General features: G+C 69.0%; 27 protein-coding genes. 14 read left to right on the top strand and 13 right to left on the bottom strand.

Annotation, left to right across the window (positions count from 1 at the left end; all coding sequences use genetic code 11):
* The first annotated feature begins 100 nt into the window (after positions 1-100).
* From AC1RVY_RS15415 to AC1RVY_RS15425, 3 genes are all read left to right on the top strand, one after another.
* Entirely contained in the window at positions 101-1,537 is a 1,437-nt protein-coding gene (locus AC1RVY_RS15415) for a S41 family peptidase (protein WP_218295913.1), read from the top strand.
* Positions 1,538-1,656: 119 nt separating this feature from the next.
* The gene (locus AC1RVY_RS15420) at positions 1,657-2,406 is read left to right on the top strand and encodes a HesA/MoeB/ThiF family protein (RefSeq protein ID WP_218339556.1); all 750 of its coding nucleotides are present in this window, start codon (positions 1,657-1,659) and stop codon (positions 2,404-2,406) included.
* Positions 2,407-2,520: 114 nt separating this feature from the next.
* Positions 2,521-2,943: a response regulator gene (locus tag AC1RVY_RS15425; protein WP_218295911.1), complete on the top strand. Its 423-nt coding sequence runs from the start codon at positions 2,521-2,523 to the stop codon at positions 2,941-2,943.
* Between the two features lie 103 nt (positions 2,944-3,046).
* Here the strand turns inward: AC1RVY_RS15425 and AC1RVY_RS15430 are convergent, their stop codons facing one another.
* A complete protein-coding gene (locus AC1RVY_RS15430; protein WP_100409415.1) occupies positions 3,047-3,679 on the bottom strand; it encodes a response regulator in 633 nt (210 codons plus the stop codon).
* Between the two features lie 128 nt (positions 3,680-3,807).
* On the opposite strand from AC1RVY_RS15430, the gene AC1RVY_RS15435 reads away from it, so the two are divergent.
* The 6 genes from AC1RVY_RS15435 to AC1RVY_RS15460 all read left to right on the top strand — a co-directional run bounded on the left by AC1RVY_RS15435 (position 3,808) and on the right by AC1RVY_RS15460 (position 8,853).
* Positions 3,808-5,211 carry a sensor histidine kinase gene (locus AC1RVY_RS15435; protein ID WP_218295910.1) on the top strand — a complete coding sequence of 468 codons (1,404 nt, stop codon included), beginning with the start codon at positions 3,808-3,810 and terminating at the stop codon, positions 5,209-5,211.
* Positions 5,212-5,568: 357 nt separating this feature from the next.
* The gene (locus tag AC1RVY_RS15440) at positions 5,569-5,733 is read left to right on the top strand and encodes a DUF1328 domain-containing protein (protein WP_010463174.1); all 165 of its coding nucleotides are present in this window, start codon (positions 5,569-5,571) and stop codon (positions 5,731-5,733) included.
* Between the two features lie 55 nt (positions 5,734-5,788).
* A complete protein-coding gene (locus AC1RVY_RS15445) occupies positions 5,789-6,184 on the top strand; it encodes a hypothetical protein (RefSeq protein WP_218295909.1) in 396 nt (131 codons plus the stop codon).
* 195 nt (positions 6,185-6,379) lie between these two features.
* Complete coding sequence (locus tag AC1RVY_RS15450) at positions 6,380-6,697, top strand: BON domain-containing protein (protein WP_218295908.1); 318 nt, start codon at positions 6,380-6,382, stop codon at positions 6,695-6,697.
* A gap of 202 nt (positions 6,698-6,899) precedes the next feature.
* Positions 6,900-8,015: a zinc-binding metallopeptidase family protein gene (locus AC1RVY_RS15455; RefSeq protein WP_218295907.1), complete on the top strand. Its 1,116-nt coding sequence runs from the start codon at positions 6,900-6,902 to the stop codon at positions 8,013-8,015.
* Positions 8,016-8,106: 91 nt separating this feature from the next.
* On the top strand, positions 8,107-8,853 hold the full coding sequence (locus tag AC1RVY_RS15460) for an alpha/beta fold hydrolase (RefSeq protein ID WP_492807021.1): 747 nt from the start codon (positions 8,107-8,109) through the stop codon (positions 8,851-8,853).
* A gap of 66 nt (positions 8,854-8,919) precedes the next feature.
* On the opposite strand, the gene panC is transcribed toward AC1RVY_RS15460, so the two are convergent.
* Positions 8,920-9,765 (bottom strand): pantoate--beta-alanine ligase, encoded by an 846-nt coding sequence (gene panC / locus AC1RVY_RS15465; RefSeq protein ID WP_218295905.1) that lies wholly within the window; start codon positions 9,763-9,765, stop codon positions 8,920-8,922.
* 42 nt (positions 9,766-9,807) lie between these two features.
* Positions 9,808-10,689: a 3-methyl-2-oxobutanoate hydroxymethyltransferase gene (panB, locus tag AC1RVY_RS15470; RefSeq protein WP_218295904.1), complete on the bottom strand. Its 882-nt coding sequence runs from the start codon at positions 10,687-10,689 to the stop codon at positions 9,808-9,810.
* Positions 10,690-10,820: 131 nt separating this feature from the next.
* Between panB and nadC the strand changes: the two genes are divergently transcribed.
* From nadC to AC1RVY_RS15485, 3 genes are all read left to right on the top strand, one after another.
* Complete coding sequence (gene nadC, locus AC1RVY_RS15475; RefSeq protein WP_492807023.1) at positions 10,821-11,690, top strand: carboxylating nicotinate-nucleotide diphosphorylase; 870 nt, start codon at positions 10,821-10,823, stop codon at positions 11,688-11,690.
* Positions 11,687-12,823, top strand: coding sequence for a quinolinate synthase NadA (gene nadA, locus AC1RVY_RS15480; RefSeq protein WP_492807024.1), 1,137 nt, complete (start codon positions 11,687-11,689; stop codon positions 12,821-12,823). Before nadC ends, nadA begins: the two co-directional genes overlap by 4 nt.
* Before the next feature lie 76 nt (positions 12,824-12,899).
* The gene (locus AC1RVY_RS15485; RefSeq protein WP_492253768.1) at positions 12,900-14,723 is read left to right on the top strand and encodes a chorismate-binding protein; all 1,824 of its coding nucleotides are present in this window, start codon (positions 12,900-12,902) and stop codon (positions 14,721-14,723) included.
* Between the two features lie 59 nt (positions 14,724-14,782).
* Here the strand turns inward: AC1RVY_RS15485 and AC1RVY_RS15490 are convergent, their stop codons facing one another.
* Positions 14,783-15,142: a 5-carboxymethyl-2-hydroxymuconate Delta-isomerase gene (locus tag AC1RVY_RS15490; protein ID WP_492807026.1), complete on the bottom strand. Its 360-nt coding sequence runs from the start codon at positions 15,140-15,142 to the stop codon at positions 14,783-14,785.
* Between the two features lie 449 nt (positions 15,143-15,591).
* Between AC1RVY_RS15490 and AC1RVY_RS15495 the strand changes: the two genes are divergently transcribed.
* Entirely contained in the window at positions 15,592-16,332 is a 741-nt protein-coding gene (locus AC1RVY_RS15495) for a carbonic anhydrase (protein WP_492807028.1), read from the top strand.
* 59 nt (positions 16,333-16,391) lie between these two features.
* Here AC1RVY_RS15495 and bioF read toward each other — a convergent pair whose 3' ends face one another.
* From bioF to AC1RVY_RS15540, 9 genes are all read right to left on the bottom strand, one after another.
* Positions 16,392-17,678, bottom strand: coding sequence for an 8-amino-7-oxononanoate synthase (gene bioF, locus AC1RVY_RS15500; protein ID WP_492807030.1), 1,287 nt, complete (start codon positions 17,676-17,678; stop codon positions 16,392-16,394).
* Positions 17,675-18,346: a dethiobiotin synthase gene (gene bioD / locus AC1RVY_RS15505; RefSeq protein ID WP_492807032.1), complete on the bottom strand. Its 672-nt coding sequence runs from the start codon at positions 18,344-18,346 to the stop codon at positions 17,675-17,677. Before bioD ends, bioF begins: the two co-directional genes overlap by 4 nt.
* A complete protein-coding gene (bioA, locus tag AC1RVY_RS15510; protein WP_492807121.1) occupies positions 18,343-19,671 on the bottom strand; it encodes an adenosylmethionine--8-amino-7-oxononanoate transaminase in 1,329 nt (442 codons plus the stop codon). The genes bioD and bioA overlap by 4 nt, the downstream gene beginning before the upstream one ends.
* 5 nt (positions 19,672-19,676) lie before the next feature.
* Positions 19,677-20,057, bottom strand: a complete 381-nt coding sequence (panD, locus tag AC1RVY_RS15515) for an aspartate 1-decarboxylase (protein WP_218295898.1) — start codon at positions 20,055-20,057, stop codon at positions 19,677-19,679.
* 64 nt (positions 20,058-20,121) lie between these two features.
* On the bottom strand, positions 20,122-20,496 hold the full coding sequence (locus AC1RVY_RS15520) for a 6-carboxytetrahydropterin synthase (protein WP_218295897.1): 375 nt from the start codon (positions 20,494-20,496) through the stop codon (positions 20,122-20,124).
* Positions 20,497-20,523: 27 nt separating this feature from the next.
* On the bottom strand, positions 20,524-21,159 hold the full coding sequence (queE, locus tag AC1RVY_RS15525) for a 7-carboxy-7-deazaguanine synthase (protein ID WP_218295896.1): 636 nt from the start codon (positions 21,157-21,159) through the stop codon (positions 20,524-20,526).
* On the bottom strand, positions 21,156-22,745 hold the full coding sequence (gene nadB, locus AC1RVY_RS15530) for an L-aspartate oxidase (protein WP_492807035.1): 1,590 nt from the start codon (positions 22,743-22,745) through the stop codon (positions 21,156-21,158). The genes queE and nadB overlap by 4 nt, the downstream gene beginning before the upstream one ends.
* A 136-nt stretch (positions 22,746-22,881) precedes the next feature.
* Entirely contained in the window at positions 22,882-23,748 is an 867-nt protein-coding gene (locus tag AC1RVY_RS15535; RefSeq protein ID WP_492807037.1) for a segregation and condensation protein A, read from the bottom strand.
* A 77-nt stretch (positions 23,749-23,825) separates the two neighbouring features.
* Complete coding sequence (locus AC1RVY_RS15540) at positions 23,826-24,032, bottom strand: DUF3460 family protein (RefSeq protein WP_218295893.1); 207 nt, start codon at positions 24,030-24,032, stop codon at positions 23,826-23,828.
* Positions 24,033-24,075: 43 nt separating this feature from the next.
* On the opposite strand from AC1RVY_RS15540, the gene AC1RVY_RS15545 reads away from it, so the two are divergent.
* Positions 24,076-24,588: an outer membrane protein assembly factor BamE gene (locus tag AC1RVY_RS15545; RefSeq protein WP_218339548.1), complete on the top strand. Its 513-nt coding sequence runs from the start codon at positions 24,076-24,078 to the stop codon at positions 24,586-24,588.
* The last annotated feature ends 9 nt before the right edge of the window (positions 24,589-24,597 follow it).

The raw sequence follows: 24,597 nt of genomic DNA on the forward strand, positions 1-24,597 counted from the left end.
ACCCGCCATCTTCTCCTGCCAAAGTGAGTGCCCGTGCGGAACCGCGGCGGGTTCGGCCCTTCCAAGGTGTATATTGATTCGAAGCGGTAAAAGGTGTTGTATGGGCCACAAACTTAAAATTGCAGGATGGGTGTCGGTGGGGGTGGTGGCCGGAGCGCTCACCACGGTGTCCCTGCAGACGGTGGCGCGCGGCGCCATGACGCCACTGCCCCTGGAGGAAATCCAGCAGCTGTCGGCGGTGTTCGGCCTGGTGAAGACCGACTATGTCGAGCCGGTGGACGACAAGAAGCTCATCACCGACGCCATCTCGGGCATGGTCGCCAGCCTGGATCCGCACTCCCAGTATTTCGACAAGAAGTCCTTCAAGGAATTCCGCGAGGGCACGTCGGGCCGCTTCGTGGGCGTGGGCATCGAGATCACCCAGGAAGACGGGCTCATCAAGGTCGTCTCGCCCATCGAGGGCTCCCCGGCGTTTCGCGCCGGCCTCAAGACCAACGACCTGATCACCAAGATCGACGAAACGGCGGTCAAGGGGCTGTCGCTCAACGACGCCGTCAAGCGCATGCGCGGCGAGCCCAACACCAAGGTCACGCTCACCATCTTCCGCAAGGACGAGAACCGCTCGTTCCCGGTGACGATCACGCGCGAAGAGATCAAGACCCAGTCCGTCAAGGGCAAGGTGGTGGAGCCCGGATACGCCTGGATCCGCCTGTCGCAGTTCCAGGAGCGCACGGTCGATGACTTCGTGCGCAAGGTGGAGGAGGTCTACAAGCAGGACCCCAACCTCAAGGGCCTGGTGCTGGACCTGCGCAACGATCCCGGTGGCCTGCTGGACGCGGCCGTGGCCGTCTCGGCGGCTTTTTTGCCGGAGAACGTCACGGTGGTCACGACCAACGGCCAGCTGGCGGACAGCAAGGCGACCTACAAGGCATCGCCGGACTACTACCAGCGCCGTGGCGGCGGCGACCCGCTGCGCCGCCTTCCCCCGGCCCTCAAGTCCGTGCCCCTGGTGGTGCTGGTGAACGAAGGCTCGGCATCCGCCAGCGAGATCGTGGCCGGCGCGCTGCAGGACCACAAGCGCGCCACCATCATGGGCAGCCAGACGTTCGGCAAGGGGTCGGTGCAGACGGTGCGTCCCTTGGGGCCTGATACCGGCATCAAGCTGACCACGGCACGCTACTACACGCCGAGCGGCAAATCGATCCAGGCCAAGGGCATCGTGCCCGACGTGATGATCGACGAGTCCGAGGAGGGCAACATCTTTGCGGCCCTGCGCATGCGCGAGGCCGACCTCGACAAGCACCTGGGCAGCGGCCAGGGCGAGGAAAAGAAGGACGAGGCCCGTGAAAAGGCCCGCGAGGATGCGCGCAAGCGCATGGAGGACGAGGCCAAGAAGCCTGCTTCCGACCGCAAGGCGCCCGAATTCGGTTCGGACAAGGACTTCCAGCTGGTGCAGGCGCTGAACCAGCTCAAGGGCCGCTCCGTGCTGGTCAGCAAGACCTTGACGGAACGCAAGGAAGAAAAGAAAGAGAATTGAGCTTTCTTTCGCTCGTGGTCTGATCGGCTCCAAGCCGGATTCCAGCGGAATCCGGCTTTTCCTTTTGTGCCTTTGACTTTGCCCTTGGCTGTGTTCACTTTTCTGCTTGAGATTCCTTCATGACCGACGACCAGCTCCTGCGGTACTCGCGCCACATCCTGCTCGATGAGATGGGCATCGAAGGGCAGGAGCGGGTGCTGGCGGCGCATGCCCTCATCATCGGCGCGGGCGGCCTGGGTTCGCCCGCCGCGCTGTACCTTGCCTCCGCTGGCGTCGGGCACATCACGCTGGTGGACGACGATGTGGTCGACCTCACCAACCTGCAGCGGCAGATCGCCCACACCACGGCGCGGGTCGGGCAGCCCAAGGTGGCCTCCGCGGCCGCCGCCATGGCTGCCATCAACCCCGGGGTACGGGTCACGGCGCTCCAGGCGCGGGCCGATGCCGGCGTGCTCGATGCGCTCGTGCGCGAAGCCACCGTGGTGCTCGATTGCAGCGACAACTACGCCACGCGCCACGCCATCAACGCGGCGTGCGTCGCCCATGCCAAGCCGCTGGTCGCGGGGGCGGTGATCCGGTTCGATGGGCAGATCACGGTGGTCGATCCACGTGCCGCGCAATCCCCCTGCTATGCCTGCATCTTCCCCCCGGAGGCCGAATTCGAGGAGGTGGCCTGTTCGACCATGGGCGTGTTCGCTCCGCTGGTGGGGGTGGTCGGGGCGATGCAGGCGGCGGAGGCGCTCAAGCTGCTGGCCGGCATCGGCACTTCGCTGGCTGGCCGCCTGCTCATGTTGGACGGCCGGTCCATGGAGTGGAGCACCATGCATGTAGGGCGCGCACCCGGCTGCCCCGTGTGTGTTGCGCGGTAGGATTCCTCCTACAACCGCCGCGTGTGGCGGCTGGCAGAATCACGGCATCACAGCATCTAAATTCGAGGCTCGATCAGCGCAACTGTGCACCGGTCGCGAAACTGGACCCCTTCCGTGAAACTCCGCACCTATATCGTTGAAGACAACGCGACCATCCGTGAGAACCTGATTGGTACTCTCGAAGAGTTGGCGTCCGTAGAGGCGGTGGGAGTGGCGGAGACGGAAGACGAAGGCAAGAGCTGGCTGGCCGCGAACAGCGGGCAGTGGGACCTGGCCATCGTGGACCTGTTCCTGCGCCAGGGCAGCGGCCTGGGGGTGCTGGCGGCCTGCCGCGACCGCAAGCCTGGCCAGAAGATGGTGGTGCTCAGCAACTATGCGACACCCGACGTGCGCATGCGCTGTGCGCAGCTGGGCGTGGACGCGGTGTTCGACAAATCCAATGAAATCGACGCGCTGGTGGACTACTGCATCCAGCACAGCGGCCCCGTGCCCCTGGACTCCAACCCCCCCATGCCGGCATCTGGCCAAGCTGCGTGAACCCGCCGCGGCGGGGCTGCACGCCGGGTCCAGGCTTCACACCTGAACCTCCATGCCCCGCCGGACCCGAATCATGACCCCGGACTGAGGCCACTGTTCCATGTCAGTCAATCAGGCGGTTCTTGAGCGCGTAGTAGGTCAGATCGCTGTTGGAGGACAGGCTCATCTTTTCCATCAGACGCGTCCGGTAGGTGCTCACCGTCTTGACGCTCAACGACAAGGCCTTGGCGATGTCGCCCGCCGTCTCGCCCTTGGCAAGCTTGAGGAACACCTGGAACTCGCGCTCCGACAGCTGCTCGTGCGGCGGGGCGTCGTCCTTGCGGTTGAGCTGCTGGGCCAGCAGTTCGGCCACGGCGGGCGTGAGGTAGCGCCGGCCCAGCGCGATGGTGCGGATCGCTTCCACGATTTCCGAGGGCTCGCATTCCTTGTTCAGGTAGCCGCTCGCGCCCTGGCGGATCAGGTTGATCGCGTAGTGTTCTTCGGGATAGCCGCTCAGGATCAGGATGCCCATGTCCGGCGCCTTGGCGCGCAGCATGGCCAGCGCATCCAGCCCGCTCTGGCCGGGCATCGACAGGTCCATCAGCAGCACGTCGATTTCCTTGTTGCGCACGAGGTCGATGGCTTCGCGGCCGTTGGCGGCCTCGCCCTCCACCCGCAGATCCACGTGCTCCGACAGAAATTGCCGCAGCCCGGAACGAACAATCGCGTGGTCATCCACAATGCCAATCTTGATCATCGATCTTTCTTTCGCAGGGCGGTGGTGCCGCGCCTGATGTTTGTTGGTTGCACAGGTTCTTCGGCATGCCACACCCTGATGGGGTGTGGCGGCGGCCGGGTCCTCAGACATTATCCAGAATACCGCGTATGAGCCTCAAAGAAAACACCCGCATCTGGCTTCCCAAGGTTCGCAAGATGGCGTTGAGCCTGCCGATGGCGCTGCTGGCGGCCATGGTGCTGGTAGGGATCAATGAAACGGGGCATATGCGTTCGCAGGATGCGGTCGAGCAGATGACGCACGGCCAGAACACGCGCAAGGCCGTCAATACCCTGCTGCAGAGCATGCTGGACGCGGAGACAGGCCAGCGCGGCTACCTGCTCACCGGCAACGAGACCTACCTGGAGCCCTACGACAAGGCCGTGGCCAGCGTGCAGACCAATCTGGACGGGTTGCGCGAACTGTTCATGGATGCCCCCGACGACATGCAGGAGTTCGCACTGCTGTCGCGGCAGATCTCCCGCAAGCTGGCGGAGATGGAGCTGAGCCTGCGCCTGCGCCGGCAGGGCAATGAGGACGCCTGGAAATTCATCCTGCACACCGACGTGGGCAAGGAGCACATGGAGGCGATCCGCAAGCATGCGCTGGAGCTGATCGCGCGCAGCGACCGGCATGTCAAGCAGGGCCAGGAGCAGATCGAGCAATCGCTCATGCTGTCGCGCATCGGCATCGCCACGGTCACCGTCATCGGGCTGCTCGCGTTCTACATGTACCTTCGCCAGGCGCAGGCGCTGCAGGTGGTCAACCTGCGCGAGCAGGCCCTGCTCGAGCGCGAGCGGGATCGCCTGGAGGGACTCGTGAGGGACCGCACCGCAACGCTTTCCGAACTGGCCAACCACCTGCAGCAGGTGCGCGAAGAGGAGCGCGGGCACCTCGCGCGCGAGCTGCACGATGAACTCGGCGCGCTGCTCACGGCGGCCAAGCTGGACGTTGCGCGGCTCAAGTCCAAGATCGATGCCACCGTGCCCGAGGTGGCGGAGCGGCTCAAGCACCTGACCGAAACGCTCAACAGCGGCATCGCGCTCAAGCGGCGCATCATCGAGGACCTGCGGCCTTCATCGCTCTCCAACCTCGGGCTGACCGCGGCCATTGAAATCCTCACGCGCGAATATGCCGAGCGCGCCGGCATCGAGGTGGAGACCAGCCTGGAGGCGGTGCAGTTGCCCGATGCCTCGCAGCTCACGGTGTATCGCATGGTCCAGGAGGCCCTGACCAACATCGGAAAGTACGCGAAGGCCAGCAAGATCCTGGTGTCGGTGCACGGCTATCCCACCCATGTGGCGGTGCAGGTGCGCGACGACGGGGTCGGCTTCGACCCGGCGACGGTGCGCCCCACGTCGCATGGCCTGTCCGGCATGCGCCACCGCGTGGAGTCCGCGGGCGGCCGGCTGTCGATCACCTCGCGCGCGGGCAGCGGCACCCTGGTCTCCGCGGTGCTGCCGCTGCAGCACCGCTCCGCGGACGCGCCCAAGCCCCCCGCACTGGACGTGTGACGCACCCTCAGCGCGGTGCATCCGCGGGGGCGCGGTGCCCTCGCCAGGCCTTCTTCCATCCGATTGGCCTCGCGCACGCGGTACCGCCGACGTGCCCCGCCTCTCGGGGCCTGTAGTCCTTTCGTTTTTTTGCATCCGCTGCCCGGGCGTGCCCAGGCGGGGGATGCGCGCTGCATTGCCACCCGTGCGCGGGCGGCAGGGCTTCGTCCTACAGCGGGCGCGCTGCACCGCCGACAGGCCCGCGCGCCAGGGACCGGCATCTTTGAAGCGGCAGGCTTCCTACAGTGGACCCCAGGCGCTGAATTTCTTGTGCCCTGACCCGCCGGCACACACCGGCCCCTACAAAAGGAGAAGGAAATGTTGCATTACGCAGTTGTTTTTCTGGTGATCGCGTTGATTGCAGCCCTTTTCGGCTTTGGCGGCATTGCTGCCGGGGCCGTGGGCATCGCCAAGATTCTGTTCTTTGTCTTCGTGATCATGGCTGTCGTGACCTTTGTCCTGGGGCTGCTCAAGAAGGGCTGATGCCCGTTGCCGTGAAACCAGCCATTCCCGCATACACCATCCAAGGAGTTCCCCAATGAGTATCCAGACCGCCACCGACAAAGTTGCCAGCAGCGCCCGCCATATCGCCGACGATGTGCTGCAGAGTGCGCAAGACGCCGTACAGTCCACGCGCAATGCCGCCAACAACTCCCTGGAAAAAGCCGAAGAGGGCGTGCGCAACCTGCGCAGCCAGGCCGACCCGGTCATTGACGACCTCGCGGCCCGCGCCCAGGAACTCGCGGCACGCAGCATCGACTATTGCGCCGAAACGAGCGCGCGGGCCCGCCGCCAGATGCAGCAGGCCGCGGAGGCCACCAACAAGTACGTGGCCGAGCAGCCCGGCAAGTCGCTGGTGATCGCCGCCGCCTCGGGCGCCGCGCTGGCCACGCTGGTGCTGTGGATGTCGCGCCGCCGGCACGCCGCATACTGACCTGTCAGCCCGGCTTGCAGGTCGGCCGTTGAAGGGTGACACTTTGTCCCCACCGCGGCCGCCCCGCCAGCATCATCCATCAGGCACCAGAAATCGAACCGTACAGTCCGCCGGTCGCGGAGGGTGCAACAGACCGGCAGATTGCAATTTTCCAGCACCCGCGTTCCCAAACCATTCTTCTAGAAGGACAACACCATGAAATACGCACGTGCCCTCGCTTTTGCCGCAGTCGCCGGCATCACCATCGTCACGGCCACCGGCTGTTCGGTGGCCCGCAACCAGCAGACCATGGGCTCCTATGTCGATGATGCCGGTATCACCACCGCCGTGAAGGCCAAGATGGCGGAGGACAAATCCGTCTCCGCCACCTCCATCAGCGTGGAAACGCTGAACGGCACGGTACAGCTGTCGGGCTTTGCCAAGTCGCAGACCGAGAAGAACCAGGCCGAGGCCATCGCGCGCAACACCAAGCATGTGCGCGAAGTGCGCAACAGCATTGTCGTGCGTCCCTGATCGTTGAACGGACGGCATGAACCCGGGGCAGGCGGCTCGCGCCACCTGCCGGCCGGGGCCAGGGAGCAGGTTCCAGGAATGACCTGGAACCTGCTCTTTTTCATTGGGAATCCCGATCCGGGCCCGGCGCCGCCTGCGGCGCGCGGCGAACCTGGCGGCCATGCCCCCACACGGACGCCCCACTGGGTATAAGCTCGGCACCATGCGCGTATTCAATTGCGACCATTGCGGTCACCTGGTGTTTTTTGACAGCGTGCAATGCCTGCACTGCGGCAGCACGCTGGCATTCCTGCCAGACCAGCTCGCCATGGCCGCCCTGGCGCCCGCGCCGCAGGACGGCCCGGGCCTGTGGCGCCGCATGGGCGAGCGCGGCACCGCGAACTACAGCGGGCGGCTGTACCGCATGTGCCACAACCACACGGAGTACCAGGCGTGCAACTTCGCGGTGCCCGCCAACGACTATGCCGACCTGTGCGCCTCGTGCCGCCAGACGCGCATCCTTCCCGACCTCTCGGAAGCCGCCAACCTGGGGCGCTGGAAGCAGATCGAGGCGGCCAAGCGCCAGCTGTTCTACACGCTGGCGCGCCTGGGGCTGGAACCCGTCCCCGGCCGGTACGGGCCGGTCTTCGAATTCCTGGCCGACCTGCCCGGCGGTCCCGCGATCCTCACCGGCCATCTGGGCGGCACCATCACGCTCAACGTGGCCGAGGCGGACGACGACGAGCGTGCCCGCCGCCGCATTGCGCTGGGCGAGCCCTACCGCACGCTGATTGGCCACCTGCGGCATGAATCCGGCCATTTCTACTGGGACCAGCTGGTGCGCGATGGCGGCCGCATCGACGCCTTCCGCAATGTATTTGGCGACGAGCGGCAGGACTACGCCGCCGCGCTAGACGCGCACTACGCCCGGGGCAACGAGCTGGGCGACTGGGCCGCGCGCCATGTGAGCGCCTATGCCGCGGCCCACCCGTGGGAGGACTGGGCCGAAACCTGGGCCCACTACCTGCACATGATCGACCTGCTGGAGACGGCGGCCAGCTACCAGGCGGGCGTGACGGTGCCCGACCCGCATGCCGCCATCCGCCACCATGTCACCGACCCCTTTGCCACGCCGCGCCCCGCGTTCCAGGACATGGTGCGCCAGTGGGTGCCGCTGACCCTCATGCTCAACAGCCTGAACCGCAGCCTGGGCCAGCACGATGCCTACCCGTTCGCGCTGTCCTCCGGCGCCATGGTCAAGCTGCGTTTCGTGCACGATCTGGTGCAGGCGCAGGCCCCCCAGGGCGGCGTGCAGGCGGTGCCGTCCGAGGCGCTGTAAGCCCGCCGCGCAGCCGGTCCTGGCGTCCGCGCGGCCTCCCGCCAGCGCCGCGGCCTGCACGCCCGCGTGTTTCTTGCGACACTCCGGGGCCATGAACAACACCCCCTTGCATGCCTTCGACCCTCCCCAGCTCGTTCTGATACCCGGCCTGGCCGGTGATGCCACCATGTGGCAGGCCCAGCTGCCGGCCCTGCCGGCCGCGCTGCGCCCCGTGGTGGCCACGGCCCACGCGCGGCCCGACGCGCAGCGCATTGAAGACATGGCCGCGCTGGTGCTGGCCGAGCATCCCGGGGCCTTGCTGCTGTGCGGCGCCTCGATGGGCGGGATGATCGCCATGGAGGCCGCGCGCCAGGCGCCCGGGCGCGTGGCCGGCCTGGCGCTGCTGGGCACCACGGCCCGGCCGGAGACGCCCGACATGCGCGCGCTGCGCGAAGCCGCGATGGAACTGTTCGCCCAGGGCCGCTTGCGCGAGGTGATCGAGCCCAACGTGGCGTTTGCCTTTCACCCGGCCAATGCGGCACGGCCCGCGCTGGTGCAGGCCTACCTCGACTTCGTGCTGCGCGCCGGCGCGCAGCAGCTGGTGCGCCAGAACCGCGCGGTCATCCACCGGCCCGATGCCCGGCTGCACCTGCCGCGCGTGGCCTGCCCCACGCTGGTGGCGTGTGGCGCCGCCGACCAGCTCACACCGCCCGAATGCTCCGAAGAGATCGCGGCGCTCATCCCTGGCGCCCACCATGCCGTGCTGGCCGAATGCGGCCACATGCTCACCATGGAGCAGCCCGAGGCCGTCAACCGCCTGCTGCTGGAATGGATCGCGCGGGGTGGCTGGGGGAATTGATTTCTCATGAAATTGGCCTCTGGCGCTTGATGGGAAAGCGCTAAGTGCTATGAATTCAGGAGCTAATCAGAACTCCAGGTTGTCGATGAGCCGCGTGCCGCCCAGGCGCGCCGCCCCCAGGGCGACAAGCATGCCCGGCCCGTCCTGTGCCGTGGGCGGCTGCAGGTCGGCGCGGCGGCGCACGGTGAGGTAGTCGGGCTGCCAGCCGCGTGCGCGCAGGGCATCGACGGCCTGTTGCTCCAGCGCCGCGCCTGCGGCTGGCGGCCGGGCAGTCCATTGCCCCGCCAGCTGCCGGAGCGCCTGTGGCAGGGCCACGGCCTCCTGGCGTTCCTCGCGGCCGAGGTAGCCGTTGCGCGAACTCAGCGCCAGCCCATCCGCCGCGCGGCAGGTCTCGCCCGCCACGATGTCGATGGGCAATGCGAACTGCCGCACCATCTGGCGGATCACCATGAGCTGCTGGTAGTCCTTCTTGCCAAACACCGCCGTGCCGCCGCTCTGGCCCAGCACGCAGGCGAACAGCTTCATCACCACCGTGCCCACGCCCACGAAGAAGCCGGGGCGGAACTGGCCTTCGAGCATGTCGGCCAATGCGGGATCGGGGTGCACCTTGAAGGTCTGGGGCTCGGGGTACAGGTCGGCCTCGCGCGGGGCGAACAGCACGTCGCAGCCCGCGGCCCGCAGCTGCGCGCAGTCGGCCTCCCAGGTGCGGGGGTAGCTGTCGAAGTCCTCGTGCGGCAGGAACTGCAGGCGGTTCACGAAGATGCTGGCCACGGTCACGTCGCCCAGGGGCCGGGCCTGGCGCACCAGGGCGATGTGCCCGTCGTGCAGGTTGCCCATGGTGGGCACGAAGGCGGGGTGGCGGCGGGCGGCGAGGGCCTGGCGCAGGTCGGCGATGGAGTGGGCGATCAGCATGGGGCGGGAGTGCGTCTGTTGAAAAATCCGGGGGGGGGGCGCTTACCAGGCGTGTACCGCGTTGTCCGGGAAACGTCCCTGCTTGACAGCCTGCACATACGCCTCCATGGCGCCGCGCACGCTGCCCGCGTCCGACATGAAGTTGTGCACGAACTTCGGCATTTTTCCGAGGTTCATGCCCAGCATGTCGTGCAACACCAGCACCTGGCCGGCCGTGCCGTTGCCCGCGCCGATGCCGATGGTGTGGCAGCGCGGCAGCTCGGCCGTGAGGGCCGCGGCTAGCGCGGCGGGCACCATCTCCAGCACCAGCATGGCGGCGCCTGCGTCCTGCAGTTCGTGTGCTTCTTGGCGCAGCGTGCGGGCGTCGTCGTCGGTTTTGCCCTGCACGCGGTAGCCGCCCAGGGCATGCACGGTCTGCGGCGTGAGGCCCAGGTGGGCGCACACCGGCACGCCGCGCTGCACCAGGAACTCCACCGTGGGCGCGGTCCAGCCCCCGCCTTCGAGCTTGACCATGTGCGCACCCGCCTGCATCAGCACGCAGGCGCTGCGCAGGGCCTGCTCGCGGCTCTCGGCATAGGTGCCATACGGCAGGTCGGCCACCAGCCAGGCCGTGCCCTGCACGCGGTGCAGGCCGCGCGCCACGCTGGCCGTGTGGTAGGCCATGGTGTCCAGGCCCACGCCCACCGTGCTGGGCAGGCCCTGGCACACCATGCCCAGCGAGTCGCCCACCAGGATGCATTCCACCCCCGCCGCATCGGCCACGGCCGCGAAGGTGGCGTCATAGGCGGTCAGCATCGTGATCTTCTCGCCCGCCGCGCGCATCTGCGCCAGGCGCGGCAGGCTCACGGGGCGGCGCTGGGGCAGGGGCGATGCGGGCGGCAGGGTACCGTAGGGCGTGGCGGAAACGGTGCTGGTGGCAGTCATGGGGCATGCATGGACAAAAATTGCCGCGAGTCTATGCGACCAATAATGGGTGTACTTATTGGTTGCCGGCGCGGTGGGAAACGGCCTGCGCTGGCGCAGTGGCCTTTGGGTTCCCGGTATGCTCCCGCCCCATGACGCTTTCGAACCAACAGTCCATGGACCATGATGTGGCGGCCCTGGCCCAGGCCGATGTGGCCCGCGCCCTGGCGGAAGACGTGGGCGCAGGTGACCTGACCGCCGGCCTGATCGACCCCGCCCGCCGCGCCCGCGCGTGCATCCTGGCGCGCGAGTCCGCCGTGATCTGCGGCGCGCCCTGGGCCGAAGCCGCCTTGCGCGCGCTCGACCCCACCATGGGGATCATCTGGCATGTGGCCGAGGGCCAGCGCTGCGCGCCCGACCAGGTGGTGCTGGAACTCACGGGCAATGCCCGCGCGCTGCTCAGCGCCGAGCGCACGGCGCTCAACTTTCTGCAGCTGCTGTCGGCCGTGGCCACCAAGACCCGCACCTATGTGGATGTGGTGGCCGGCACGCGCGCCCAGATCGTGGACACGCGCAAGACCCTCCCCGGCCTGCGCCTGGCACAGAAGTACGCCGTGCGCGTGGGCGGTGGCACCAACCACCGCATCGGCCTGCACGACGCGGTGCTCATCAAGGAAAACCACATCGCCGCCGCCGGTGGCGTGACCGCCGTGCTGAAAGCCGCGCAGGCTGTGGCCGCGCAAGCCACGTTCATCGAGATCGAAGTGGAAACGCTGGCGCAGCTGGCCGAGGCGCTGGAAGCCGGCGCCAGGATGGTGCTGCTCGACAACATGCCCCTGCCCACGCTGCGCGAGGCCGTGCGCATCAATGCCGGACGCGCGATTCTGGAAATCTCCGGCGGCGTCACGCTCGATGGCCTGCGCGCGCTGGCAGAGACCGGCGTGGACCGCATCTCCATCGGCACGCTGACCAAGGACGTGAAGGCCACCGATTTTTCGATGCGCCTGCAGGAGCTGTCATGACCACCACCACCGCCGTGCTGAACCGCATCGATGTGGAATACGAGCAGCCGCTCGGTACCCAGGAGGGCTCCGTCTGCTCCATGAAACACGCCTGGGCCCGCGTGCCGCCCGAGCCCACTGCACCTGAGCGCGCCGCGCTCAAGGAGAGGATCCGCCGCCTGCTCAAGGAGAAGAACGCGGTCATGGTGTCGCACTACTACGTGCACCCCGACCTGCAGGACCTGGCGGAGGAAACCGGTGGCCTGGTGAGCGACTCGCTGGAGATGGCGCGCTTTGGCCGCGACCACGCCGCGCAGACGCTGGTGGTGAGTGGCGTGCGCTTCATGGGCGAGACGGCCAAGATTCTGAGCCCCGAAAAGACGGTGCTCATGCCGGACCTCGATGCGACCTGTTCGCTCGACCTGGGCTGCCCCATCGACGCATTCAGTGCGTTCTGCGATGCCCATCCCGACCGCACCGTGGTGGTCTACGCCAACACCAGCGCGGCCGTGAAGGCGCGCGCCGACTGGCTGGTGACTTCGAGCTGCGCGCTCGACATCGTGGGGGCCCTCAAGGCCGCGGGCCAGAAGATCCTGTGGGCGCCCGATCGCCACCTGGGCGCCTATATCCAGCGCGAGACCGGTGCAGACATGGTGTTCTGGAACGGCGCCTGCATCGTGCACGACGAGTTCAAGGCCTTCGAGCTGGAGGCGCTCAAGAAGGAGCACCCCCGCGCCAAGGTGCTGGTCCACCCCGAGAGCCCTGCGGACGTGATCGCCCTGGCCGATGCGGTGGGCTCCACCAGCGCCATCCTCAAGGCCGCGCGCGAGATGGATGCCACCGAATTCATCGTGGCCACCGACAACGGCATGATGCACAAGCTGCGCACGCTCAACCCCGGCAAGGTGTTCATTGAGGCGCCCACCGCCGGCAACAGCGCCACCTGCAAGAGCTGCGCGCACTGCCCCTGGATGGCGATGAACGGCCTGGCCGACGTGGCGCGGGTGCTGGAGACCGGTGCCAACGCGGTCCATGTGGACCCCGCCCTGATTCCGCGCGCGCGCCAGCCGATTGACCGCATGCTGGCCTTCACCGCCGCGCTCAAGAACGGGCAGCCGGCCAGCGCCCTGGTGCCGCACCTGGGCGCTGCCTGACAGTACCACCCGCAGGGCCGATCTGCTTTGATTTTGATAGCTGTCAGCGCATGAAATACCTGCGCTAGCGCCCGTTTTGACCATCACTTCCCGCATCGACTTCACCCAGCCGCTGGATGCACGCGCCCCGCGCCTGCGCCACGCCTTCGGCACACCCCGCGAGGTGCTCGTGGCCCACGCGCTGCCCCAGGTGCGCGGCGTGCTCGACGCCGTGCACGCCGCTGCGCGGCAGGGCCGCTGGTGCGTGGGCCATGTGCGCTACGAGGCGGCCGCCGCGTTCGATGCGGCCTTGCAGACCCACGCGGCCGACGGACCGCTGGCCTGGTTTGCCGTGCACGACGCGCCGCTGCCCTGGCCCGAAGGCGCGCAGGGCCCCGCGGCGCAGCCTCCTGCTCAGGTGGCATGGACCGGCAGCCCTGACCGCGCCTCGTTCGATGCCGCGCTGGCGCGGATCCAGCAGGCGATCGCGGCGGGCGAGCTGTACCAGGTCAACTACACCGCGCCCCTTCATGGCACGCTTCAGGGGTCGGCGCAGGCACTGTTTGCCGCGCTGTTGCGCGCCCAGCCCGGCGGGTATGCGGCGCACATCGACGCGGGGCCCGAGCAGGTGCTGTCGGTGTCGCCCGAGCTGTTCTTCGACTGGCGGGATGCCCCCGATGGTGGCGCCTTCCTGGCCCGGCCCATGAAGGGCACGGCCCCGCGCGGAGCCACCCCCGAAGAGGACGCGGCCCAGGCCGAGCACCTGCGCACGGCGCCCAAGGAGCGGGCCGAGAACGTGATGATCGTGGACCTGCTGCGCAACGACGTGTCGCGCATTGCGCTGCCGCACAGCGTGCGCGTGCCCGCGCTGTTCGCCACCCAGGCCCTGCCCACGGTGTGGCAGATGACCTCGGACGTGACGGCCCGCACGCGGCCCGGCACCACGCTGGCCGATGTGTTTGCGGCGCTGTTCCCGTGCGGCTCGGTCACCGGCGCACCCAAGGTGCGCGCCATGCGGATGATCCGCGCGCTGGAGCCCGCGCCGCGCGGCGTGTACTGCGGCGCGGTGGGCGTGGTGCGCCCGGCCGGCCCGCCCGACGCGCAGGGCCGGCACGCGGTGGCCGCCACGTTCAACGTGCCCATCCGCACCGTGGTGCTGCGCAGCGGGAGCGGCGGCGACGGCGAGGAAGGCCCGGCCGTCCACGCCACCTGCGGCATTGGCAGCGGCATCACCTCGGGCGCGCTGGCCGATGCCGAGTGGAGCGAGTGGCAGCACAAGCGGGCCTTTGCCGAGCGCGCCAGCCAGCCCTTTGACCTGCTTGAAACCCTGGCGCTGGAGGCCGGCGCCTTCCGGCACCTGGCCGACCACCTGGCGCGCCTGGAGAAGACCGCCGCGCACTTTGGCGTGCCCTGGGATGCGAAAGCCGTGTCGCAATGCCTGCGGGCGCTGGCCGCCGCACACGCTGCGGGGGCCTGGCGGGCGCGCCTGCTGCTGGACGCCACCGGCACGCCCCGGGCCGAGGCCTTTGCGCTGCAGCCCACGGCCGCACCCGTGCGCCTGCAGCTGGCCACGCGCCCGCTGGCGGAGGCGCACGGCGAATTCGTGCGCCACAAGACCACGCGCCGCGCGCACTATGCGGCGTTGGCGCCCACCACGCCCGGCGTGTTCGACACGGTGCTGTGGAACGCGGCGGGCGAGATCACCGAAAGCACCTTCGGCAACATCGCCGCGCTCATCGATGGGCGGTGGGTGACGCCGCCCCTGTCCTGCGGCCTGCTGCCCGGCGTGGGCCGCGCCGTGGCATTGCGCGAGGGGCGCGTGGTGGAGGCCGTGCTGCGCGTGTCTGACGTGCCCCGGGTGCAGGCCTGGGCCTTCCTCAACAGCCTGCGGGGCTGGCTGCCGGCCACGCTCGAGGGCTGATCGGCGCCGGCGCCCAGCGTGGTGGTGGGGGCCGGGCTGGCGGAGGATTCAGCGCCGGTTCAAAGCCGCTCTTTGGCGTAGGAGCCCCGGTCCATGTCCACCACTTCCACGCTCAGCTGCACCATCACGCCCTGGGGGCGGGGTGTGCGTTCGCGCAGCACGGCGGCGATGCGCCCGGAGAGTTCTTTCTTGGCCTCGGGCGTGCGGCCCGAGAGCAGGCGCAGCTGCGCGTGCACGAACGCGCGCTGGGTCGGTGCGGTGCCGATCTCGAAGCTGTCGGCCACGATGAATCGGGTCTTCAGATCGGCCTCGTCCTGCACCTCGGGATGGGCGCACAGGGTGGCGTTGAGCGCAGCCAGGGTGTCCGCCTCGGGATAGTGGGGCAGGTTGCTGGAGTATTCGACGGTGAGATGGGGCATGGGATTCGTGATTCCGTTCTGGGCGGGGCACGCACTGTGCGCGCCGCGCCAGTTTAAGGGCGCGGGTTCACCGCCGGGCGCGCGGGGGCTTGCGCCGGTCAGGTTCCCAGGCCGGCCCCGGCCCGGGGGCGACGTTCCAGCCCTCGCGGGCGTTCGCGTGCGCTTGAAGGCCGGTGGCGAATGCGGGGCGGCCGCTCCTTGTTGACACGGCACCAGGGCCATGCGCGATTTGTGTTGCCGCGGAGCGGCCCGCCTGCTCAGAATCCGGGCGGCCCCGCGCTCACTGTGCGGGGCCCGCGCCGTGTGCCGGTTCGCAGGTTCCTGCCGTGCCGCCAGGAACATTGCCAGGGTGCTGCAACCCGTGGCGAACCGTGGCGCATGCGGCGGACGTGCAGGTGGGCAGCGGCTTTTCCTCAACCGTGTTCAGTAAAACCATGACATACCAAAAAATGATCCGACACACCGCTCTCGCCGTCCTGGCGCTGTGCGCCGCCACCGGGGCTGGCGCGCAATCGCCACCGCACTGGGAGTACAAGGGCAAGCACGGCGCCACGCACTGGGGCGCGCTGGAGGCGGGCTTTGAAGCCTGCGCGCGGGGTGCGGCGCAAAGCCCCGTGGACATCCGCAAGACCGTGAAGGAGGCGCTGCCGGCGCTCGAGTTCCAGTACACGCCCGGGGCGCCCACGCTGGTCAACAACGGCCACACGGTGCAGGTCAACATGCCCGCCGGCAGCAGGCTCGTGGTCAACGGCAGGGCCATGGAGCTGCTGCAGTTCCACTTCCACACCCCCAGCGAGGAAGCCATTGGCGGCAAGCGCGCGGCCATGGTGGCGCACTTCGTGCACAAGGGCGAGGACGGCGGGCTGGGCGTGGTGGCCGCGCTGATACAGCCCGGCAAGCCCAATGCCGCGTGGGCTCCCATCTTTGCGCACCTGCCGCGCACCGGCGAGCAGGTGACGGTGCAGGGGCTCACCCTGGACGCCAGCGCCCTGTTGCCCGCCAGGAAAGGCTACTACAGCTTTGACGGCTCGCTGACCACGCCGCCGTGTTCCGAAGGCGTGCAGTGGATGGTGCTCAAGGAGCCCGTGAAGCTCGGCGCCCAGCAGATCAAGGCGTTTCGCCAGCTGTACAACGCCAACGCGCGGCCGTTGCAGCCGCTCAACGGGCGCGTGGTCAGGGAAAGCGCCTGACGGCCACTCCGGGGGACGGCGCTCCAGGGGGGCGCGGGGAGCACCGGCGGCGCCTGCCCTCAGCCGCTGACGGCCGCGCGCGCGCCGCTGGTGCCAGTGGCTGGCGGCTGCCGGGCGGCCACGTGGCGGGCCGCCGGGACCGCGTGGGCCGCATGCGCGGCCAGGGCGGCCAGCAACCGGTCCACATCGTGGGCCGTGTGGGCGGCCGACAGCGCAATGCGCAGCCGGGCCGTGCCCGCGGGCACGGTGGGCGGGCGGATGGCGGGCACCCACAGGCCCTCGCGGCGCAGGCTTTCCATCGCGGCCAGGGCGGCTTCGTTGCTGCCGATCACGAGTGCCTGCACCGCCGTGTGGGATGGCAGCAGTTGCCAGCCCAGTCCCGGGGGCAGCGTGGCCAGGCCTTCGCGCAGTTGCGCAATGCGCTGGCGCAGCCCCTCCCGCAGCTCGTCGGCGGCCGCCATCAGCTCCAGGCTCTTGCGCAAGGCGCTCGCCAGCAGGGGCGGCGCGGCGGTGGCGAAGATGTAGGTGCGCGTCTTCTGCAGCAGCCATTCGATGAGTGCCGCGTCGCCCGCCACGAAGGCGCCGGCGACGCCCGCCGCCTTGCCCAGCGTGGCCATGTAGAGCACGCGGCGCGACGCGGCGGCACCCGCCAGCCCCGCGTGCGCCAGGCTGCCGCGCCCCTGCGGCCCGAGCACGCCAAAGCCATGGGCGTCGTCCAGCAGCAGCAGGGCGTCGTAGCGCTCGCACAGCGCCAGCAGCGCCGGGATGTCGATCAGGTCGCCATCCATGCTGAAGACGGCATCGCTGACCACCAGCTTGCGCCGCGCGGGGCTGGCGGCCAGCGCGGCTTGCAGTGCCGCCAGGTCGGCATGCGGGTAGCGGTGGATGGTGGCGCGTGACAGCCGCGCGCCATCGATCAGGCAGGCATGGTTGAGCGCATCGGAAAACAGTGCGTCGCCCGCGCCCACCAGGGCGGGGATGATGCCGGTATTGGTGGCATAGCCCGCGTAGAAGTACAGCGCCCGGGGCAATTGCACGAAGGCGGCCAGTTCCTGCTCCAGCGCCGCGTTGGCGGCGCTGTGCCCGCTGACCAGGGGCGAGCCGCCCGAGCCCACGCCAAAGGTGTGCGTGGCCTCGCGCGCGGCCTCGGCCAGCGCGGGGTGGCCGGCCAGGCCCAGGTAGTCGTTGCTGCAGAAGGCCAGCATGGATTGCCCGTCCACCAGCAGGTGGGCACCCCCTGCGGGCTGCACCACGCGGCGGCGGCGCAGCAGGTGGGCGCGCTCGAGGTCGGCGATTTGCCCTGGGATCTCGTCCAGCCAGGACGCGCAGGAGGTCGGCGCGGTCATAGCCACTCCCCGGGAAGCTCGAACACCAGGCCGCGCGCGTCGGGCAGTTCCTGGTAGGGCACCTCGGCCAGCAGCGGCGCGCCCAGGCGTTCCCGCAGGTAGGCGATGTTCTCTTCGGCCGCGTCCATGCCAGGGTCCACGCGGTTGGCCACCCAGCCGGCCAGCGCGAGGCCGCGCGCGCGGATCGCCTCGGCCGTGAGCAGCGCGTGGTTCAGGCAGCCCAGCCGCAGGCCCACCACCAGCACCACGGGCAGGGCCAGGGCCTGGGCCAGGTCGGCGCCGGTCTCGGTGTCCGACAGCGGCACGTGGAAGCCGCCCGCGCCTTCGACCACCACCGCATCGGCCTGGGCCGCCAGGGCCTGGTAGCTGCGCACGATGGCCGCGATGTCGATCCGCACCCCGGCGCGCGCGGCGGCGATGTGGGGCGAGAGCGGATCGAGCAGCAGCACGGGGTTGTCCAGCTCGGGCGCCACGGCCAGCGTGGAGGCCGAACGCAGCGCGATCGCGTCCTCGCTGGCCCAGTCCTCGCCCCAGGGCACCACGCCCGCGGCCACCGGCTTCATGCCGACCACGCGGCGGTGGTGTGGCGCCAGGGCGTGCAGCAGGCCGGTGGACACCAGCGTCTTGCCGACGCCCGTGTCGGTGCCGGTGACAAAACATCCAATCATGGGGTCTCCTCCTGCAGGGTGGCGTTCAGTGCGCCCAGCGCGCCCTCGGCGAGGCGCTGCACGGCCTCTTCGTCGAGCACATAGGGTGGCATCGCGTACAGCGTGTGGCCGATGGGGCGCAGCACCAGCCCCCGCGCCATGGCGTGCTGGTGGTAGCGGCGTGCGAAGTCGGGCAGCGTGGTGTCGATGTCCCAGGCCCAGATCATTCCCAGGCGCCGCGCGTGGCGCACGCGCGGATGGCGGGTGAGCGGCATGCAGGCCGCGTCGATGCGCAGGGCCAGGGCCGCGTTGGCGTTGAGGGTGTCGAGCTGGCCGAACAGCTCCAGCGTGGCCAGCGCCGCGCGGCAGGCCAGCGGGTTGCCGGTGTACGAATGCGAGTGCAGAAAGCCGCGCGCCACATCGTCGTCGTAGAACGCGGCATACACCGCGTCGGTGGTGAGCACGGCCGACAGCGGCAGCGTGCCGCCCGTGAGGCCCTTGGACAGGCAGATGAAGTCCGGCCGGATGCCCGCCTGCTGGTGGGCGAACATCGTGCCCGTGCGGCCAAAGCCCACGGCGATCTCGTCCACCACCAGGTGCACCTCGTAGCGGTCGCACAGCGCGCGCGCCAGGCGCAGGTACTCGGGGCTGTGCATCGCCATGCCGGCGGCGCACTGCACCAGCGGTTCGACGATGAGCGCGGCGGTGCTCGCGTGGTGCTCGGCCAGCCAGGCCTCGAGCGCCTGGGAACTGCGACGCGCCACGTCCTCGGCGCTTTCGCCGGGCGCCGCGCCGCGCGCATCGGGGCTGGGCACGGTGGCGGCCAGGCGCACCAGCGGCGCGTAGGCCTCGCGGAAGATCGCGATGTCGGTCACGGCCAGCGCGCCCACGGTCTCGCCGTGGTAGCCACCGGCCAGACCCACAAAGCGGCTCTTGGCGGGGCGACCCATGTTGCGCCAGTAGTGCGCGCTCATCTTCAGGGCGATCTCGGTGGCCGCCGCGCCGTCGCTGCCGTAGAACGCATGGCCCAGGCCCGTGAGCGCGGAGAGGCTTTCCGACAGCTCCACCACCGGCGCATGCGTGAAGCCGGCGAGCATCACGTGGTCGAGCCGCTCCAGCTGGTCGGCGAGGGCCGCCTTGATGTGCGGGTGGCTGTGGCCAAAGAGGTTGACCCACCAGGAGCTGATGCCGTCGAGGTAGCGCCGGCCTTGCGTGTCGTAGAGCCAAGGCCCCTGTGCGCGCGCGATGGCCACGGGCGGCTGGGCCTCGTGCCGCTTCATCTGCGTGCAGGGGTGCCAGACGCTGGCGAGGCTGCGGGCCACCAGGCCGTCGTGCAGGGGCTGCATGTTCATCACAGGGCCTGTGTGGGCACGGCGTGGCGCAGTCCGGTCTGGCGGTTGTGTTCGTCCACGAACACCAGTTGCGGCTGGTGCGTGGGCACCTGGTCCTCATGCACCTGGGCGAAGGCCGCGATGATGATGAGGTCGCCCACGGCGGCGCGGCGCGCGGCCGAGCCGTTCACCGAGATCATGCCGCTGCCGCGCTGGCCCTTGATGGCGTAGGTGATGAAACGCTCGCCGTTGTTGATGTTCCAGACGTGGATCTGCTCGTTCTCGGCGATGTTGGCTGCTTCCAGCAGGTTTTCGTCGATGGCGCAGGAGCCTTCGTAGTGCAGCTCGCACTGGGTCACGGCGACGCGGTGGATCTTGGATTTGAGCAAGGTACGGAACATCGGGCTTCCTTGGGTGAAGTCGGTGGCGGCGCGGGCGGGGTCTGCCGGCGGGGCAGGTGGTGTGTCAGCGCGCGGGCAGGTCGAGCAAGCAGCTGTCGCCCAGCGCGTCGCGCCACACGCGCACGCGGCTCACGCGCGGCTGCAATTCGGCGGGCAGCGCCTGGGCGATGAAGACGCACAGGTTCTCGAGCGTGGGCGTGCCCAGGCCCGGCACGTCATCCAGCATGTGGTGGTCGAGTTGCCCGCGCACCACCTCCAGGCCCCGGCGCAGCAGGCCCAGGTCCAGCACCATGCCAGTGGCGGGGTCGCGCGGGCCGCTGAGCGAGACCTCGGCGTGGTAGGTGTGGCCGTGCACGCGGCGGCTGCCTTCGGCCTCGATCTCGCGGCGCAGGGTGTGGGCGGCGTCGAAGAAGAAGCGCTGGGAAATGGTGAACAACATACGGAAATCAACAACAAAAATGCCGCATCACCGGATGCCGGTGAGCTTGTGGGTCTGCAGGCTCAGGCGCCATGCGGGGTGCGCCAGGCAGGCGTCGATGCAGGCGGCGGTGTTCTGGCGCTGCAGCAGGCCGTCCATGGGCTGCAGGAAGCGGTGGGTGAACTGGGTGTCCTGCTCCAGCGCCCGCAGGTCGAACCCGGGCTGGGGCCACACGAGTTTCAGCTCCTGTCCGCTGCGCTGGACCCACGGTGCACCGGCCTTGGGGCTGATGCACAGCCAGTCGATGCCCTCGGGCGCTTTCACGGTGCCGTTGCTCTCCACGGCGATGCGGAACTGCTGGGCGTGCAGTGCGTCGATGAGTTCAGCGTCCACCTGCAGCAGGGGCTCGCCACCGGTCAGCACCACCAGCCGGTGGCCTGCGCCGGCAGGCCACTGCGCGGCGATGGTGTCGGCCAGCAGCGTGGCGGTGTCGAACTTGCCGCCCAAAGTGCCGTCGGTGCCCACGAAGTCGGTGTCGCAGAACTGGCAGATGGCCTGCGCGCGGTCCTGCTCGCGGCCCGTCCAGAGGTTGCAGCCCGCAAAGCGGCAGAACACGGCAGGCGTGCCTGCCTGGCCGCCTTCACCTTGCAGGGTGTAGAAAATTTCCTTGACGCTGTAGGTCATCGGAGCACCGGAGGGACGAGGATGGTGGGCGCTGCGGGCGCGGCGACTTCCGGGTAGTCGCGGCTGAAATGCAGGCCCCGGCTTTCGCGGCGCAGCTGGGCGCTTTTCACGATCAGGTCGGCCACCTGCACCAGGTTGCGCAGCTCCAGCAGGTCGCGCGTGATGTGGAAGTGCGCGTAGAACTCCTGGATCTCGCCCTGCAGCATGGCGATGCGGTGCGCGGCGCGCTCCAGGCGCTTGTTGGTGCGCACGATGCCCACGTAGTCCCACATGAAGCGGCGCAGTTCGTCCCAGTTGTGCGAGATGACGACGGACTCGTCGGCGTCGGTCACGCGGCTGTCGTCCCAGGCGGGCACGGCGGGCAGATCGGCGGTGGGGGCCGTGGCAATGGCCTGGGCGGCAGCGCGTGCGAACACCATGCATTCGAGCAGCGAGTTGCTGGCCAGCCGGTTGGCGCCGTGCAGGCCGGTGCAGGCCACCTCGCCCACGGCGTACAGGCCGGGCAGGTCGGTGCGGCCGGCCAGGTCGGTCAGCACTCCGCCGCAAGTGAAGTGGGCCGTGGGCACCACGGGGATGGGCTCTTTGGTGATGTCGATGCCCAGCGCGGCGCAGTGGGCCAGGATGTTCGGAAAGTGTTCCTGCAAGAACGCGGGGCTCTGGTGCGAGATGTCCAGGTGCACGCAATCGAGGCCGTGTTTCTTCATCTCGAAGTCGATGGCGCGGGCCACCACGTCGCGCGGGGCCAGTTCGGCGCGCGGGTCATGGTCCAGCATGAAGCGCGTGCCGCCCGCCGAGGGGGGTAGCAGCAGCCTGCCGCCTTCGCCGCGCACCGCCTCGCTGATGAGGAAGGACTTTTCGTGCGGGTGGTACAGCCCCGTGGGGTGGAACTGGATGAACTCCATGTTCGCCACGCGGCAGCCCGCGCGCCACGCGGCGGCGATGCCGTCGCCCGTGGCGGTGTCGGGGTTGGTGGTGTACAGGTACACCTTGCCCGCGCCGCCCGTGGCCAGGATGGTCTGCGGCGCGCGGAAGGTCACCACCTCATCGGTGTCGCTGTCCAGCGCATGCAGGCCGAGGCACCGGTGGCCGGGCAGGCCCAGCTTGCGCGTGGTGATCAGGTCCACCAGCGTGTGCTGCTCGAACAGCGTGATGCCGGGCGTGGCGCGCACCACGTCGATCAGCGTGCGCTGCACCGCCGCGCCGGTGGCGTCGGTCACATGGGCAATGCGGCGCGCGCTGTGGCCGCCTTCGCGCGTGAGGTGCAGCTGGTCGCCTTCGAGCGTGAAGGGAACGCCCAGCTGGCGCAGCCAGGCGATGGAGGCGGGGGCGTTCTCGACCACGAAGCGCGTGGTGGCCAGGTCGCACAGGCCCGCGCCCGCCACCAGCGTGTCTTCGATGTGGGCGGCAAAACTGTCGTCATCGGCCAGCACGGCGGCAATGCCGCCCTGGGCCCAGCCGCTCGATCCATCCTGCAGCGTGCGCTTGGTGATCACGGCCACGCGGTGCGTGGGGGCCAGGTGCAGCGCGGCCGAGAGGCCTGCGAGGCCGCTGCCTACGATGAGAACGTCGAAGTCGTGGGATGCCATGGAAGGTGTCAGTTGCCGTTGAAGTGGGCGCGGCTCCCGGCCGGGGCCACCGTGAAGCCGGCTTTGCCAGGCCACCGGTGGCGTCCCCCTCCCGCGCAGCGAGAGAGGGGGAAGCGGCGCAGCCGCTCAGGGGGTGTCATGCCGGTACATAGGCGAGGCGCACGTAGATGGGTGCGAAGGCCTCGGCCTGCGTGATCTCGATCAGCGTCTCCTTGGCCAGCTCCAGCAGGGCGATGAAGGTCACGACCAGCACGGTGCTGCCTTTTTCGGGCTCGAAGAGTTCTTCAAACTCCACGAAGCGGCGGCCCTGCAGCGTCTTGAGCACCATGCTCATGTATTCGCGCACGCTCAGCTCTTCGCGCGTGATCCTGTGGTGCTGGACGAGCTTGGCGCGTTTCAGGATGTCGCGCCAGGCGTCCTGCAACTCCACCACGTGCACGTCGGGAAAGCGCGGCTGCAGGCTTTGTTCGATGTAGACCTGCGCCTTGAGGAAGTCGCGCCCGTACTGCGGCAACTGCCCCAGGCGGGCGGCCGCCATCTTCATCTGCTCGTATTCGAGCAGGCGGCGCACCAGCTCGGCGCGCGGGTCTTCGGGCTCCTCGCCCTCGGCCTGCTTCTTGGGCGGCAGCAGCATGCGCGACTTGATCTCGATCAGCATCGCCGCCATCAGCAAATACTCGGCCGCCAGCTCCAGGTTGCGGCTGCGGATCTCGTCCACATACGCCAGGTACTGCTTGGTGACCCCCACCATGGGGATGTCGAGGATGTTGAAGTTCTGCTTGCGGATCAGGTACAGCAGCAGATCGAGCGGGCCTTCGAAGGCTTCAAGGAAGACTTCGAGCGCATCGGGCGGGATGTACAGGTCCGTGGGCAGGGCGAACAGCGGCTCGCCATACAGGCGCGCCAGCGCGACCTGGTCGACCACGTCGGGCATGCCGCCCGCGTTCCGCGCGGCCGCGCCCGCCGGATCATCGGACGCCTCGGGCACGCGCGCGGTGGTCATGGATATTTGCTATTGAAAATATAGCTATCAGCGCTTATTGATCAAGCGCTGGGGGCCAATTTGATGCCCGGGTCGGCTCAGTCGGCGTTCGTCTGGTAGACGTAGGGCTTTTGCTCGACCTGGGCTTCGCGGTACTCCCCCCAGATCTTGCGGTCCACCTGCTTGTCCCACAGCAGCGCGCGGCCGGCCAGCTGCTGGCTTTCCAGCTCGGGCTTGCTGGCCTTGAGCTGGTTGATGAACTGGGTGGCATCGGATTGGTAATCGGGGCGGCGGAAAATGGACATGGACTGTTAACCTCTTTGCCGTGGATTTTACCGGGACCGACTCATGCCCTTGATATATCGCGCCGCCGCCCTGGCGGCCGCCACTTTTTCGTTGCTGGCGCTTGCCGCCTGCGACCCGCAACGCATCAGCGAACTCAAGGAGGGCGTCTCCACCGAGGCCGACGTGCGCGACCGCTTCGGCGCTCCCGAGAACGTGTGGGACGAGCCCGGCGGCGCGCGCACGTTCGAATACAACCGCCAGCCCGCCGGACAGGTCAACTACATGATCACCATCGGCGCCGACGGCCGCATGACGGCGCTGCGCCAGGTGCTCACCCCCGAGAACTTCGCGCGCGTGGTGCCCGGCATGCGCATGGACGAGGTGCGCCGCCTGCTGGGCAAGCCCGCCAAGGTCACGCCCTATGAACTGAAGCGGGAAACCCATGCCGACTGGCGCTACCTGGAGGCACCCAACCAGGCCAAGGTGTTCACCGTGGTCCATGGGCCCGACCAGTTCGTGCTGCGCACCCAGACGGGGGCCGACCTGGAGGCGCCGGAGTTCAAGGGCGGCAAGTAGCCGCGCGGC

The organism is Acidovorax sp. GW821-FHT11A03 (genome assembly GCF_058809075.1).